Genomic DNA, 13097 nt, shown 5'->3' on the forward strand with positions numbered 1-13097 from the left:
GGCATCGATGCCTTGGCTTCTTCGTCTCTGGGACTAATTCGCTTCCGAAATTCTTAAACCTCCGCCTTTCACAAGCAGATCCACAATTGCGTCGACCCCGCTTCTGTGACGAAGTGACGAAAACAAGAAGGGCCTTCCTTTACGCATCATTTTCGCATCACGTTCCATAACCTGCAGCGAAGCGCCAACATGCGGTGCAAGGTCGGTCTTGTTGATTACAAGGATGTCTGATTTCGTAATCGCCGGCCCGCCTTTCCTGGGTATTTCTTCGCCTGCAGCGACATCGATCACGTAGATGGTCAGATCCGCCAGTTCCGGGCTGAATGTGGCTGATAGATTGTCGCCTCCGCTTTCAATCAAAACAATATCGAGATCCGGATGACGTGTCTGCATCTCGGCGACGGCGGCCAAATTGATCGAGGCGTCTTCGCGAATTGCTGTATGCGGGCAACCGCCAGTTTCGACGCCGATGATCCTGTCCCGCGGCAGGACCTGCATGCGCATCAGCGCTTCGGCATCTTCCTGCGTATATATGTCGTTAGTAATAACTCCCACCGAACAGACATCGCGCAGCGCTTCAGACAAGGCGGCGGTCAAAGTGGTTTTTCCGGCTCCTACTGGGCCTCCAATACCTACGCGAAGCGGGCCGTTCATACTGGTCATGTGCGGAAAATCCTCGAATATTGTGTTTCGTGCTTCATGGCCGCAATGTCCCCCAAGAACGCGGTAGAGCTTAACTCATCCAGGCTCGCCTTTTTTGCCCTTTCAGCAATCTGGGCGCACAACGGTGTCAGCTGGCGGATCAACCGCTGCGCATCGGTCTGTCCCAGTGGTACAAGGCGCGTCGCACAGGCGACAAGGTTGCTTGCGAATGCTTGCAGAAACATCTTGGTCGTCAGCAGCAAGGGAAGGTTTTGAAGTCTTGCAGCCCGTCCAATTGAGACGGGGTAGTTGAATTGCCCAAGGTCCAATTCCCAGACACCTTTGGTGACATTTCCGAAGGCCTGTCCCAGCAATTCGGTTTCCATGAGCCTTTCGGATGTCGCACAAAAGGCGCGCGCCGCGATATCGACGTTGATCAGTTCTTCTTTGTCATGCGCGTTGAAGGCCGCCACAACGAACACGGCATCATTCCACCCAGAGCCATGTTCCAGCACATCTGAAATCCAGGCTTCAGTATCCCGAGAATTCGCGACAGTTCCCCCGTCAATCGCAGCTTCAAGCCCGTGAGAGTAGGCAAACCCCCCAACAGGATAGGCAGGGGACAACCATTGTGTCAGCGTCAGGATGTCGGCGTCAGTGGGTGTGGCCATGGGTCCTGCCGTGGCCATAGGCCCCGCCTTCGGGGGTGAATGGTTCATTCACCTCTCGCACTTTTGCTCCGATTTTAAGAAGCATATCACGGATGACGTGATCGACTTGGATCAACAGGCGAGTCTTTTCAATCTGACAAGGCGTGTGCCGATTGCCGATATGCCAGGCGATACGTGTCAGGTCCGGTGCTTTTACCTCCAGCAACACTTCCGGTGCTGCCTGTATTTCCACTTCGCGACCGTCGTCCAAAACCAACGCGCCACCGTGGTTCAGTGAGGTCGTTTGCGCGAGATCGATGAGAATCTGTTCGCCGCTTTCGCAGGTAAGAACCTTACGCCGCAAAAAACGGTTGTCGTAGGTCAACGAGAGACAGTCTGCCGGATCGCCATGCGTGTGATCCGAATACTGGCGCGCAGTGCAGAGCAGGGCGGTCATACCATCACCTCCTCTGCAGCGGGAATATTCAGAGCCAGATTGAGTCCGAGAACACTCGGTGCACGATCCGTTCGCGCGTCAGACCGCGGTTTTTCAACTCTTCGTCGTTGAGCGATTGCAGGAATTCGACTTGCCGGACGCGAGATTGAGCTTCGGCTACGCTGATCAGGGCCGAGTAAATTGACGACCCGATGGATACGATTAAACCGGCCAGCGAAAAGCGCGTGTTTGTATGTGTTGCTGAGTGTGCCATTTGGACCCTCGTAAACGTTGGTCCTCCCATGGGTTTTTATATCTGTCATATTGGCCTCACTTAGAAGTGCGTATTTGGTCATTGCTGCCTTGCACGCGCCGCAACGCAGCACATTTTTTGATCAGAATAAAAAATATCGTTGCGCCATCGGCAGCGTTTCGGCGGGTTGGCAAGTCAGCAATTCGCCATCCGCACGCACCTCGTAGGTTTCCGGGTCGACCTCGACATGCGGTGTCGCGTTGTTCAGCAGAAGATCCTGCTTGCCAATTTCTCGTGTGTTTTGGACGGCGACGGTTTGCTTTGCCAATCCCAGTGTATCACCGATCCCATCCGCATGGGCCGCCTGCGAGACAAATGTGATCGCCGAGTTTTCCACTGACCGTCCGTAAGCGCCAAACATCGGCCGACTATAAACCGGCTGCGGTGTAGGGATCGACGCGTTGGGATCGCCCATTTGCGCGCAGGCTATGGTGCCGCCCAGCAGAACCATCTCGGGCTTCACCCCGAAAAAGGCCGGGTTCCAAAGGACGAGGTCGGCGCGTTTGCCTTCCTCGATGCTCCCGATCTCGTGGCTGAGCCCATGGGCAATAGCAGGGTTGATCGTGTATTTGGCAATATAGCGGCGGACGCGAAAGTTGTCGTTCTCACCGGTTTCTTCGGGTAGACGTCCGCGCTGTTTTTTCATTTTGTCAGCGGTTTGCCAGGTGCGGATCAGAACTTCGCCTACGCGCCCCATGGCCTGACTGTCAGAAGCGATGATGCTGAAGGCGCCCATGTCATGCAGGATGTCCTCGGCCGCGATGGTTTCGCGCCGGATGCGGCTCTCGGCAAAGGCCACGTCCTCGGGGATGGACTTGTCGAGGTGATGACAGACCATCAGCATGTCCAGATGCTCTTCGACTGTGTTCACCGTGAAGGGTCGCGTCGGGTTGGTCGAGGACGGCAACACATGGTTCTCGCCACAGATCTTGATGATATCTGGGGCGTGGCCACCACCTGCACCCTCGGTGTGGAAGGCGTGGATTGTACGGCCTTTCATGGCCGCCACAGTGTTTTCGACAAAGCCGGATTCGTTCAGCGTATCGGTGTGGATCATCACCTGAACATCCATCGCGTCGGCCACCGACAGGCAACAGTCGATGGCAGCGGGGGTGGTGCCCCAATCCTCGTGCAGCTTCAGCGCACAGGCCCCGGCCTTAACCTGTTCTTCTAGCGCGGCAGGTAGCGAAGCGTTGCCCTTACCCGCAAAGGCCAGATTCATCGGGAAAGCATCCGCCGCCTGCAACATCCGCCCGATATGCCACGGACCGGGGGTGCAAGTGGTCGCCAAAGTGCCATGTGCCGGCCCGGTGCCACCGCCAAGCATGGTGGTCAGGCCGGAATGCAGCGCATCTTCGATCTGTTGCGGGCAGATGAAGTGAATATGACTGTCGAACCCACCTGCTGTTAAGATACGACCCTCGCCAGCAATGGCCTCGGTTCCGGGTCCTATGACGATGTCGACACCGGGTTGTGTATCGGGGTTTCCCGCCTTGCCGATCTTGGCGATCCGCCCGTCTTTCAGGCCAACGTCGGCCTTGTAGATGCCCGAGTGATCAACGATCAGAGCATTGGTGATGACCGTATCCACAGCGCCTTCGGCGCGCGTGGTCTGAGATTGCCCCATCCCGTCGCGGATTACCTTTCCGCCACCAAACTTGACCTCTTCGCCATAGCTGGCCAGATCACGTTCGACCTCGATCACAAGATCGGTGTCGGCCAGCCGCAGCTTATCCCCGGTGGTGGGACCGAACATCGCGGCGTAGTCTGAGCGCTTGATTTTTGTTGGCATCAGAGTGCCCCCATGACCTTTTGATTGAAGCCGTAGACCCTGCGCGCACCACTGATCGGGATCAGCGAAACTTCGCGGGCCTGCCCCGGTTCGAACCGCACAGCGGTGCCTGGCGCAATGTCCAGGCGCAGGCCACGCGCGGCAGTTCGGTCAAAGTCGAGCGCCGGGTTGGTTTCGGCGAAATGGTAGTGTGAGCCTACTTGAACCGGGCGGTCGCCGGTGTTGGCGACCATCAAAGTGATCGCATCAGTGTCGGGGTTCAGGGTAATTTCACCATCAGCCGGGAACAGCTCCCCGGGGATCATTTGTTCAGCTTTGTGATCAGCGCGACAGCAGCCAGCGCAACAACCGCCAGCCCAACCCCCATCGCCGCATAATCGGTGCCGTGCGCGTGGATATGCGTTCCATTATGGGCGGCTGCCGGGCCAGCGAAGATCAGGGCGGGGAAAAGCATGCGTGTCATATTGGTTTCCTTTTTCAGCGAATGGGGTTGTGGACGGTCACCAGCTTGGTGCCATCTGGAAAGGTGGCTTCGACCTGAACTTCGTGGATCATTTCGGGCACACCTTCCATGCATTGCTCTCGGGTGATCACCTCGGCCCCGGCTTGCATTATGTCAGCAACTGAACGCCCATCGCGTGCACCTTCGACCACGGCATCGGTGATCAGGGCGATCGCCTCGGGGTGGTTCAGTTTGACGCCGCGGTCCAGGCGTTTGCGGGCGACTTCGGCGGCCATGGCGACCAACAGTTTGTCTTTTTCGCGAGGGGTCAGGTTCATGTCAAAGCATCCAGCATCGAGGTAGCGTGTCTTTGTTCAACCGTCGCAAGATCGGCATCAATGTGCCACGGAGGGCAAAGCTGTTTTCGGCAAGAACACGAGCAACCAACAGGTCATTGCGGATCATAGTCGCACCTGCGGTGTCGGGCAGCATCTGACGAATGGCATTCAGATGGCCTTCGGCTGACTCCGATACAAAAACGATCAACGCCATCGCGCCCGCGCCGTTTGCAATATGCGGTTTGGACAGATGTTTGTGCCAATCACCCGAGAACTGGATCGCGTCAAGGAACACTTTTTTCCCTTGGAACCGTATCTCGATCCGATCGTTTAGGCGGATATCGGTCAGCGTCTCGCCCATCGCAATGCGGCCGAAGACCAGCGGCTCTACCATCAGCATCTCGGCATTTGGCGCCATCTCGATTTTCAGGCGTCGCTCCAGAGCGCTGCCATTGAACAGAATAGTCTCTTGCGGCAACCAGTTCAGCCGGGCTTCAGTCTCAACAGTCAGATGATTGGTAATCTGGCCACATTCTTGCGGCTTGGCCTTGTAGGCGCGCTCGCAGGCTTGTGTTGTCAAAGTCAGCGCCGTTCCTTTTGCTGCCTTACCGGAAAGTCGAAATGAGTCGCCTCCGGTTACGCCGCCTGCCGTGTTAAGAAGAACCGCGTCAAGATCAGGTGTGTTGGTTCTGGGGAACAGACATTTATAAGACCCGGACTGGCGAAACTTGTTCAGCACCGTCCTGTCACCCAATTGCTTGGTAATCAAACTGACGGCGCCTGCAGCGCGCGGTGGAATAGCACTGTGCGTGGGCAATATGGCTGCAACGTGGGTAATAGGGCACCTTTGGAGCTTTGATTAGTGCCACTTGTTTCTCTGTTGAAGGGGCGGAACACTAATCTACAGAGTCGAAATCTGCTTAATTCGACATCGCGCGGCTAAATTTTAGACAGCGACCTCGGTCTTGGATGAAAAAATAGGCGGATCGCGCCGATTTTCCGAATTGGGTTAAAGGTAAGTTGCCAAGCTTGCTGCGATGCAGAAACCGTATGGGTGCCACCGCGGAGATGACCCGGGGGTGTGTGACGGCTGCGCGAATTGGACCTCGAACACAACCGCCACACGGAACGCAACAACAGTTGCGGGGATCAGGTAGAAGAAGAGTGTGCCTTTGTGCAAGCCCTCTCTCCCGGCCCCGCCAGGAGGATCACATGAAATCGCTCAAATCCACACTCGCCGGATCGGCAGTATTTGCTGTCATGGCCACCGCCGCCTTGTCGACCGAAGACACTATCAAGGTTGGAGTGCTGCATTCGCTTTCCGGTACGATGGCGATCTCGGAAACGACGTTGAAAGACACCATGCTGATGCTGATTGACCAGCAAAACGCCAAGGGCGGTCTGTTGGGTAAACAGCTTGAAGCTGTCGTGGTCGACCCGGCCTCTGACTGGCCTCTGTTTGCCGAAAAAGCGCGTGAGCTGCTAACCGTCCACGAGGTGGATGTAATCTTTGGCAATTGGACTTCGGTGAGCCGCAAGTCGGTTCTGCCAGTGATCGAGGAACTAAACGGTCTTCTGTTCTATCCGGTCCAGTATGAGGGCGAAGAAAGCTCTAAAAACGTCTTTTATACCGGTGCTGCTCCGAACCAACAGGCCATCCCCGCCACGGACTATTTCCTGGAGGAACTGGGGGTCGAGAAATTCGCTCTGCTCGGCACAGACTATGTCTACCCCAGGACCACCAACAATATCTTGGAAAGCTATCTGAAGCAAAAAGGTATCGCGGAAGCAGATATCTTCGTTAATTACACGCCTTTCGGCCATTCCGACTGGTCCAAGATCGTGGCGGACGTGGTCGCGCTGGGCGCGGATGGTAAAAAAGTCGGTGTGATCTCGACCATCAATGGTGACGCCAATATTGGTTTTTACAAGGAACTGGCAGCGGCTGGTGTTTCGGCAGATGACATTCCGGTCGTGGCCTTCTCGGTCGGTGAGGAAGAACTGTCCGGTTTGGACACCACCAACCTCGTCGGTCACCTCGCCGCTTGGAACTACTTCCAGTCGGCGGATACTGAGGCCAACGCGGAATTTGTGGACACCTGGAAAGCCACCATGGGTGATGAACGTGTGACCAATGACCCGATGGAGGCGCATTACATCGGCTTCAACATGTGGGTAAACGCCGCGACCGAGGCCGGTTCGACCGAAGTCGATGCCGTGCGCGCCGCGATGTATGGGCAGGAATTCCCGAACCTGACCGGAGGCACCGCTGTGATGCTGCCGAACCATCACCTCGCGAAACCGGTTCTGATCGGTGAAATTCAGGAAGACGGTCAGTTCGATATCATCAGCGAAACCGACGTCGTGCCGGGTGACGCCTGGACCGACTTCCTGCCGGAGTCGGCTGTGCTCGTCTCCGATTGGAAAGAGCTGGGTTGCGGTATGTACAACACCGAGACCAAGACCTGCGTTCAGACCCTGTCGAACTACTAACCGACACGCAAGGCGGGTTTGTTTGCCCGCCTTGCTAAAATAAAGACATTCGGGTTTCACCACATGGTACGACTTTTCCTTGCGGGCCTCGCAATCCTGTGCGCCTGCCTGACTGCCAACGCTCAAGAGGTCGGTCTACAACCGATCCTGCAAGAGCATCAGGAGATCATCGCCAAAAGCTCGCGCAAGACGATCAAACCGGCGATTGATGCGATTGCATCAAGCGGCTTGCCTCAGGCGCAAGTGATGCTTGAGACATGGGCAGCCAAGAACATGTGGATGCGCAAGTCGGACGGTCTGTTCTTTTCTGGCCAGAAAGGAGAGGGGCGGTCGTATGAATTGACCGACTTCGATACCGGAGAAGTCGTCGGTACATTTGAGAAATCCGAGCTTAGGCAGCTGAAGCCCAACAGCGGTATCCGCGCGATGATCGGGACCGCTCTGGTCCAGTTTCAATTGACCGATCCGGATCGCGCAAAACGTCTGGCCGCATTGCAATCCATCCAACGTGATCCCGAAAGTGCACTCTTGGAGCCACTTCGCGCTTCGATAGGGGATGAACCCGAAGCAGAGTTGAAGGCGCAAAAGCAGCGGCTGGAACGGTTGCTGACGATTGGTTTTGACGAAGATACCGCAGCCCGCGTGGCGGCGATCAAAGAAATGTCCGGCGATCTGGGCGTAGACGTTCGTGCGGCTCTGAACCCGTTGCTCGTCACTGCCCGCCAAGCCGCTACCGAATTGCCCCAGGACCTGAACGTCGCCGTTATTCTTGAAGCGGGCTCAGACGCCTTAACGTCTGACGAAGCATATGACTTGCTCGTTGCAGGAAACCTGGCCGCACCGCGTGTTTCGGCGGAAGATATCAGATCGGCACTGGCGGCCAATATAGAAGGTGGTCGTGTAGGTGGTACTCCCGTCGCACAGCTGAATTCAGATGCAATGCGCGCGCGTGCGTATAACTCTCTGGCAGAGGCGGGGACTGTGCCAGCCTTGGTCACGAAGGCGGATGTCAACGCCGCAGTTAACACGCATGTATTCTTCGAAACCTACAGTGAGCCATCTGCCGAGGTCACTGAAGCAGCAGAGAAAGCCCTGCAACAGATCGAACTGAAGGTCGGCCTGAGCCAAACACTCGACCTGACGCTGGACGCGATCTCACTGGCGTCGATCTATTTCCTCGCCGCCATCGGTCTGGCCATCACCTTCGGCGTGATGGGCGTGATCAACATGGCCCATGGCGAGTTCATCATGATGGGTGCTTATACCGGCTACGTGGTGCAGCAGATTATCCCTGATCATACGCTTTCGATCATGGTTGCTATTCCAATGGCTTTTGCCGTCACCTTCGCGATGGGCGTCGCTATGGAGCGGTTGGTGATCCGCTGGCTTTACGCTCGCCCGTTAGAGACGTTGCTGGCGACGTTCGGCATCTCAATTGCCCTACAGCAACTGGCCAAGAACATCTTTGGCACGCAGGCGCGCCCGCTGACTGCTCCAGGTTGGTTGGATGGTTCGTGGATGCTGAATGACGTGGTTTCAATCAGCTACATCCGCATTGCGATCTTCGTTCTGGCGCTTATTTTTCTGGGACTTTTCCTCTACATCATCAAGCGGACGAGGCTAGGGCTTGAGATGCGTGCAGTAACGCAGAACTCGCGCATGGCGGCGTCAATGGGGATTAATCCCGGGCGAGTGAATATGCTGACCTTTGGGCTTGGCTCCGGCATTGCCGGCATCGCCGGGGTCGCGATTGGCCTATTCGCCAAGGTCACGTCCGATCTGGGCAGCGACTATATCGTGCAAAGTTTCATGACAGTGGTTGTGGGTGGTGTTGGTAACATCTGGGGCGCGCTTGCAGGTGCGGGCATGATCGGCTTCTTGCAGAAGGGGATCGAGTGGATGAACCCGTCGAACACCCTCGCGGCCCAAACCTACATGATCATCTTCATCATCATTTTCATCCAGTTTCGGCCGCGGGGCATTATCGCCCTCAAGGGTCGCGCGGCGGGGGATTGAGCCATGGAACGCAGCTTTATCGCCAAGAACCCATCCGTGCTGGTCTTTCTTGCCATCCTGTCCCTGTTCACCCTGAGCGTAACCATCCTGTCCGAGGGATTCGGGATCGGTGTAATCTCGACCAGTTTCGTCAAAACGCTGGGCAAAACCCTGTGCCTTTGCCTGATCGCAGTGGCGATGGATCTGGTCTGGGGCTTCACCGGCATCCTGTCACTGGGTCACTTCGCCTTCTTCGGGCTGGGGGGCTACATGATCGGCATGTGGCTGATGTACGAACGCACCCGCCTGATCGTGGTCGACTCGCTGGCACAGGCCGAAATTCCACCGACGTCGTCCGAAGTGGTGGACGCGATTGGAACACAAGTCTTTGGCGTTGTCGGATCGTCGGAGTTTCCGTTGATCTGGGCGTTCTCCCACAGCCTGACCCTGCAACTGATCCTGGTTGTGCTGGTCCCGGGTCTGTTGGCGCTGGTCTTCGGATGGTTGGCTTTCCGGAGCCGTGTCACCGGTGTATACCTATCGATCCTGACACAGGCGATGACGTTGGCACTGGCCCTGTATCTGTTTCAGAACGACAGCGGGTTGCGTGGGAACAACGGCTTGTCCGGCCTGCAGAACCTGCCAGGTGTCACCGCCTCGCAGGACGTGGTGTCGATCTGGTTCCTCTGGGCCTCGGCGCTGGCCTTGGGTCTGGGCTATATGCTGGCAGCCTGGATCGTGTCAGGAAAGTTCGGCTCGGTCATCCGCGGCATTCGCGATAACGAGGCACGGGTGCGCTTCCTTGGCTATTCAGTCGAGGTATTCAAGCTGGCCGTCTTCACCCTGACTGCTTGTATCGCAGCCATTGCCGGCGCGCTTTATTACCCGCAAGCAGGCATCATCAATCCCGAGGAAATGGCCCCTATCGCCTCGATCTATTTGGCCGTCTGGGTCGCCATCGGTGGACGAGGCCGATTGTATGGCGCGGTAATTGGTGCAGCTTTTGTCAGTCTTCTGAGCACGTGGTTCACGGGCGGACAGGCCCCGGATATTCCGCTTGGATTTTACACGATCAAATGGGTCGACTGGTGGCAGGTGCTATTGGGCATAACTTTTGTGTTGGTTACGCTGTTCGCCCCGCAGGGTATCGGAGGATTGTTCGACTTGTGGACCGACAGCCGCCACCCGGACAGGCATGGGGCAAATCTGGGACCGGATGACGGCGCTCTGCGCGAGAAGGAGTCCATCGAATGAGCACTTTGCTTGAGGTTAGCGGCGTTTCGGTCACTTTCGATGGTTTCCGTGCTATCAACAACTTGTCGTTTCAGATCGGCGAGGCCGAGCTTCGCGCCGTGATCGGCCCAAACGGGGCAGGCAAGACCACGTTCATGGACATCATTACAGGTAAAACCCGGCCCGATGAAGGACGTGTCATCTGGGGGGAGAAATCGGTATCTTTGTTGGGGCTGTCCGAGGCAAAGATCGCGCAGGCTGGGATCGGAAGGAAGTTTCAGAAACCCACGGTTTTCGAAGACCAGACCGTGCAGGAAAACCTGTTGATGGCGCTTCAGAACAAACGTGGCTGGCTTCACGTGCTTTTCTATCGAACCTCCACTGAAGATTTGCAAAAAGTTGAAGATCTGGCTGTCGAAATCGGTCTGAATCAGAATCTAAGCCGCAAAGCTGGTGAATTGAGCCACGGTCAAAAGCAGTGGCTGGAAATTGGTATGCTGCTGGCTCAGGAGCCACGACTTTTGCTCGTGGACGAACCTGCCGCTGGCATGACACCGCAGGAGCGCGAACACACCACCGACTTGCTGGTACAAGCCGCCAGAACCCGTGCCGTTGTCGTGGTGGAACACGATATGGAATTTGTCCGACGCCTGAATTGCAAAGTCACGGTTCTACACGAAGGGTCCGCCTTGGCTGAAGGCAGTCTTGATCACGTGACATCTAACCAGGACGTCATCGACGTATATCTAGGGCGCTAAACAATGCTGAAGCTAACAGAACTGACTTTGCATTATGGGCATTCGCAAATCCTCAACGGGATTTCCATGGAAGCCAGACAAGGTGAAGTGACTTGCGTCATGGGGACCAATGGTGTCGGAAAAACCAGCCTTATGAAAGCAATATCAGGTACGCATCCGCGATCGGGCGGCAGTTTGGAACTGGACGGGGAAATTCTGGGCGTCCTGCCTGCTCATCAAATGGCGTGGAAAGGTGTGGCCTATGTCCCACAAGGTCGTGAGATAATTCCTTTGCTCACAGTTCGCGAAAATCTTGAAACGGGGTATGCCTGTCTGCCTGCCAGCGAACATTTCATTCCAGGTGATATATTTGATATGTTCCCGGTCCTCAAACAGATGCAAAACCGTCGCGGAGGTGACCTTTCTGGCGGTCAGCAGCAACAGCTGGCGATTGCACGGGCATTGATAACACGACCACGCCTGCTTCTGTTGGACGAGCCGACCGAAGGTATTCAGCCCAACATCATCCAACAGATAGGCGAAGTCATCCGACACCTCAGAACCACGAGAGGAATAGCAATCATTCTAGTGGAGCAATACTTTGACTTTGCCTATGAACTTGCCGACAGATTTATCGCGTTGCGACGAGGAGAAGTCATAATCAACGGCACCAGGGAAGACGTGACACGCGATGAGTTGCTGCAGGCTGTAACAGTCTAGTGCTGATACTTGAAATTGGTTTCGGAACTGAAGGATGAAATCCAAAATTTTGCTTAGTCTAAGCCCAGGAAATAGTTTGTTCCTCTGAACACGTTCGATTGAAACTGTATTTTCTTCTGAAACCCCGTCGTTCGGTGTCTCCTGCGTAGAAGAGCAAGTGCTTTTGATCAGATGACGGACTTCACATCGCGCTGAAGTGCGACATGGACGCTTTCCCAACTTGCACTGCAATTAGGGCACCTGACTGATAACTACTATAGAGGATCCGGCTACAGCGGTCCTCAGGGTCTGAGTGCAGGATTTTATGCGCGAAAACTATCCGCTGCAGGCCGGCGCAAGAATGGTTAGTGCTGAAATCACAGCGCCCAAATTGATCACGCTTGAACGGGTACGGGAGTTGCATGGGGTCGGCGAGGTTCGGGTGCGAGGTATTCTCGCCCATCTTCGTGGTCAAAACGCGAGCGACCTGTCAAACATGAACGATGTCAGCCATGAGAATCTGGCTGCCGTGCTCGACTTCTGGTCTGGCTTGCAGCATATCAAATCCACTGCAGTCCAGCTGAATATCCATCCGGTCTCGGTTAAGGCACTGATCCGGCATAACGTTCTGGAATCCTATCGTTTTGGAACGTCTCTGCGCTATGTGCCTTCATCCTGGGTACAAACCCTGCTGACTGGGCTTGAAGGCCTACGCATTGCATCCGTCATAGGTTGCTTCTCTCGGAGTACAGCCGACAAAGCAAGGTAGCCCTGGCTCGCCTTGTCGCCGATTGGGCAGCAGGTCGACTGACCAGCGTTTGGCGAGACCCGGACATGGATGGGTTGGCTGGATTTCTGATCGACTGCGATGAGATCTTGGAAAAATCGGAGCGCGTGTTCTCCGGCGATCTGTCGCTTACGGATGAGGCGGCACGCATGAGTATTAGTGTTAGGTCAATCCGGCTATTGCGGGAAGTTGGATACCTTAAGCAGATAGAACTGCGAAACCCGGACATGCAGCACTACCGTTGCTACATCACTGAAGAGAGTATTCAGGCTTTTGAAAATTACTATGTAACGATGGGCCGAATTGCGCGGCAGTTTGAGATAGCAGCGGTCCATTTGGGTCCGACACTGAACCGAAGGGAAATTCAGACGATCACCTGTGAAGCCGGTTTTGTTCGGGTGTACCCGAAAGAGACACTAGATGTTGTTCGGAAACTGACGATGGGGGGAAAGCGTCAAACCAAGCTGAGTGTCTCAACGACTGTTTGAACCAATAAATGCAGGAGGCTGAGCAAAGTTGATGCTCCTTCGCACATGCTCA

Annotated in this window: 16 protein-coding genes; 7 read left to right on the forward strand and 9 right to left on the reverse strand. The window is 55.6% G+C overall.

Annotation, left to right across the window (positions count from 1 at the left end):
- Positions 1-33: 33 nt before the first annotated feature.
- The 9 genes from ureG to ACR0MP_RS11095 all read right to left on the reverse strand — a co-directional run bounded on the left by ureG (position 34) and on the right by ACR0MP_RS11095 (position 5382).
- Positions 34-663: an urease accessory protein UreG gene (ureG, locus tag ACR0MP_RS11055; protein ID WP_170392791.1), complete on the reverse strand. Its 630-nt coding sequence runs from the start codon at positions 661-663 to the stop codon at positions 34-36.
- Positions 660-1313, reverse strand: a complete 654-nt coding sequence (locus ACR0MP_RS11060; protein WP_480886782.1) for an urease accessory protein UreF — start codon at positions 1311-1313, stop codon at positions 660-662. The genes ureG and ACR0MP_RS11060 overlap by 4 nt, the downstream gene beginning before the upstream one ends.
- Positions 1297-1749 carry an urease accessory protein UreE gene (gene ureE / locus ACR0MP_RS11065; RefSeq protein WP_170402584.1) on the reverse strand — a complete coding sequence of 151 codons (453 nt, stop codon included), beginning with the start codon at positions 1747-1749 and terminating at the stop codon, positions 1297-1299. The genes ACR0MP_RS11060 and ureE overlap by 17 nt, the downstream gene beginning before the upstream one ends.
- A gap of 28 nt (positions 1750-1777) precedes the next feature.
- On the reverse strand, positions 1778-2002 hold the full coding sequence (locus ACR0MP_RS11070; protein WP_480886784.1) for a hypothetical protein: 225 nt from the start codon (positions 2000-2002) through the stop codon (positions 1778-1780).
- A 121-nt stretch (positions 2003-2123) separates the two neighbouring features.
- Positions 2124-3833: an urease subunit alpha gene (ureC, locus tag ACR0MP_RS11075; RefSeq protein WP_170402581.1), complete on the reverse strand. Its 1710-nt coding sequence runs from the start codon at positions 3831-3833 to the stop codon at positions 2124-2126.
- Positions 3833-4138 (reverse strand): urease subunit beta, encoded by a 306-nt coding sequence (locus ACR0MP_RS11080; protein WP_170402578.1) that lies wholly within the window; start codon positions 4136-4138, stop codon positions 3833-3835. The genes ureC and ACR0MP_RS11080 overlap by 1 nt, the downstream gene beginning before the upstream one ends.
- Positions 4135-4296: a peptidase M23 gene (locus tag ACR0MP_RS11085; protein WP_170392785.1), complete on the reverse strand. Its 162-nt coding sequence runs from the start codon at positions 4294-4296 to the stop codon at positions 4135-4137. Before ACR0MP_RS11085 ends, ACR0MP_RS11080 begins: the two co-directional genes overlap by 4 nt.
- Positions 4297-4310: 14 nt before the next feature.
- Positions 4311-4613: an urease subunit gamma gene (locus ACR0MP_RS11090; RefSeq protein ID WP_170402575.1), complete on the reverse strand. Its 303-nt coding sequence runs from the start codon at positions 4611-4613 to the stop codon at positions 4311-4313.
- Between the two features lies 1 nt (position 4614).
- Complete coding sequence (locus ACR0MP_RS11095) at positions 4615-5382, reverse strand: urease accessory protein UreD (protein ID WP_480886785.1); 768 nt, start codon at positions 5380-5382, stop codon at positions 4615-4617.
- A gap of 443 nt (positions 5383-5825) precedes the next feature.
- Between ACR0MP_RS11095 and urtA the strand changes: the two genes are divergently transcribed.
- The 7 genes from urtA to ACR0MP_RS11130 all read left to right on the forward strand — a co-directional run bounded on the left by urtA (position 5826) and on the right by ACR0MP_RS11130 (position 13045).
- Positions 5826-7106, forward strand: a complete 1281-nt coding sequence (gene urtA, locus ACR0MP_RS11100; protein ID WP_170392782.1) for an urea ABC transporter substrate-binding protein — start codon at positions 5826-5828, stop codon at positions 7104-7106.
- Positions 7107-7169: 63 nt separating this feature from the next.
- Positions 7170-9122: an urea ABC transporter permease subunit UrtB gene (urtB, locus tag ACR0MP_RS11105; RefSeq protein ID WP_480886787.1), complete on the forward strand. Its 1953-nt coding sequence runs from the start codon at positions 7170-7172 to the stop codon at positions 9120-9122.
- A 3-nt stretch (positions 9123-9125) separates the two neighbouring features.
- On the forward strand, positions 9126-10355 hold the full coding sequence (gene urtC, locus ACR0MP_RS11110) for an urea ABC transporter permease subunit UrtC (RefSeq protein WP_170402569.1): 1230 nt from the start codon (positions 9126-9128) through the stop codon (positions 10353-10355).
- On the forward strand, positions 10352-11092 hold the full coding sequence (gene urtD, locus ACR0MP_RS11115) for an urea ABC transporter ATP-binding protein UrtD (protein ID WP_170402565.1): 741 nt from the start codon (positions 10352-10354) through the stop codon (positions 11090-11092). The genes urtC and urtD overlap by 4 nt, the downstream gene beginning before the upstream one ends.
- 3 nt (positions 11093-11095) lie before the next feature.
- Positions 11096-11791: an urea ABC transporter ATP-binding subunit UrtE gene (gene urtE / locus ACR0MP_RS11120; protein WP_480886788.1), complete on the forward strand. Its 696-nt coding sequence runs from the start codon at positions 11096-11098 to the stop codon at positions 11789-11791.
- A gap of 304 nt (positions 11792-12095) precedes the next feature.
- Complete coding sequence (locus ACR0MP_RS11125; RefSeq protein WP_480893751.1) at positions 12096-12539, forward strand: hypothetical protein; 444 nt, start codon at positions 12096-12098, stop codon at positions 12537-12539.
- A 65-nt stretch (positions 12540-12604) separates the two neighbouring features.
- Positions 12605-13045 carry a hypothetical protein gene (locus tag ACR0MP_RS11130; protein ID WP_480886791.1) on the forward strand — a complete coding sequence of 147 codons (441 nt, stop codon included), beginning with the start codon at positions 12605-12607 and terminating at the stop codon, positions 13043-13045.
- Positions 13046-13097: the final 52 nt, after the last annotated feature.

Source organism: Ruegeria sp. K3, from assembly GCF_056531845.1.

What these genes read in the sequence shown, in the direction of transcription:
- ACR0MP_RS11130 (WP_480886791.1), top strand. Translation starts at nt 12,605, where the DNA reads ATGGATGGGTTGGCTGGATTTCTGATCGACTGCGATGAGATCTTGGAA.
- urtA (WP_170392782.1), top strand. Translation starts at nt 5,826, where the DNA reads ATGAAATCGCTCAAATCCACACTCGCCGGATCGGCAGTATTTGCTGTC.
- urtD (WP_170402565.1), top strand. Translation starts at nt 10,352, where the DNA reads ATGAGCACTTTGCTTGAGGTTAGCGGCGTTTCGGTCACTTTCGATGGT.
- ACR0MP_RS11070 (WP_480886784.1), bottom strand. Translation starts at nt 2,002, where the DNA reads ATGGCACACTCAGCAACACATACAAACACGCGCTTTTCGCTGGCCGGT.
- ACR0MP_RS11125 (WP_480893751.1), top strand. Translation starts at nt 12,096, where the DNA reads ATGCGCGAAAACTATCCGCTGCAGGCCGGCGCAAGAATGGTTAGTGCT.
- ACR0MP_RS11085 (WP_170392785.1), bottom strand. Translation starts at nt 4,296, where the DNA reads ATGACACGCATGCTTTTCCCCGCCCTGATCTTCGCTGGCCCGGCAGCC.
- urtC (WP_170402569.1), top strand. Translation starts at nt 9,126, where the DNA reads ATGGAACGCAGCTTTATCGCCAAGAACCCATCCGTGCTGGTCTTTCTT.
- ureE (WP_170402584.1), bottom strand. Translation starts at nt 1,749, where the DNA reads ATGACCGCCCTGCTCTGCACTGCGCGCCAGTATTCGGATCACACGCAT.
- ACR0MP_RS11080 (WP_170402578.1), bottom strand. Translation starts at nt 4,138, where the DNA reads ATGATCCCCGGGGAGCTGTTCCCGGCTGATGGTGAAATTACCCTGAAC.
- ureG (WP_170392791.1), bottom strand. Translation starts at nt 663, where the DNA reads ATGACCAGTATGAACGGCCCGCTTCGCGTAGGTATTGGAGGCCCAGTA.
- urtE (WP_480886788.1), top strand. Translation starts at nt 11,096, where the DNA reads ATGCTGAAGCTAACAGAACTGACTTTGCATTATGGGCATTCGCAAATC.
- ACR0MP_RS11060 (WP_480886782.1), bottom strand. Translation starts at nt 1,313, where the DNA reads ATGGCCACACCCACTGACGCCGACATCCTGACGCTGACACAATGGTTG.
- urtB (WP_480886787.1), top strand. Translation starts at nt 7,170, where the DNA reads ATGGTACGACTTTTCCTTGCGGGCCTCGCAATCCTGTGCGCCTGCCTG.
- ureC (WP_170402581.1), bottom strand. Translation starts at nt 3,833, where the DNA reads ATGCCAACAAAAATCAAGCGCTCAGACTACGCCGCGATGTTCGGTCCC.
- ACR0MP_RS11090 (WP_170402575.1), bottom strand. Translation starts at nt 4,613, where the DNA reads ATGAACCTGACCCCTCGCGAAAAAGACAAACTGTTGGTCGCCATGGCC.